We start from the raw sequence: 304 nt of genomic DNA on the forward strand, positions 1-304 counted from the left end.
CCAGAATCTTGTATTTGGATTCACCGCTGCGGGCGAGGTCCAAGGCTGACTTCCACTTATCCATGACAGCTGCAACCGGCGTGTGTAGGGGTGCGCACAGCATTGCGCGACCATCGCGGCAAAGCAATTGTCCTAGTGCAATACAATCGATGCCGGGGCTTTTGTATGCTCGGTCCAAGGTCGTCACCCAGGCGGGCTCATCGCCCTGACAAAAAGCCGGATCGACCTGTACCGGCGCTGTTCCCGATTCCAGGCCACGCCCGGATCCGCCGCTGTACGCTTTGCTCTTGTAACACTGCCTCCT

Annotated in this window: 1 protein-coding gene; it reads right to left on the bottom strand. The window is 58.6% G+C overall.

Features of this window, described 5'->3' with window-relative positions:
- Positions 1–304: hypothetical protein (locus LUU93_RS21945; protein WP_232683235.1), on the bottom strand; the 304-nt coding region annotated here is incomplete at both ends.

It is taken from the genome of Flavobacterium soyae (genome assembly GCF_021245985.1).
Classification (GTDB): Bacteria; Bacteroidota; Bacteroidia; order Flavobacteriales; family Flavobacteriaceae; genus Flavobacterium; species Flavobacterium soyae.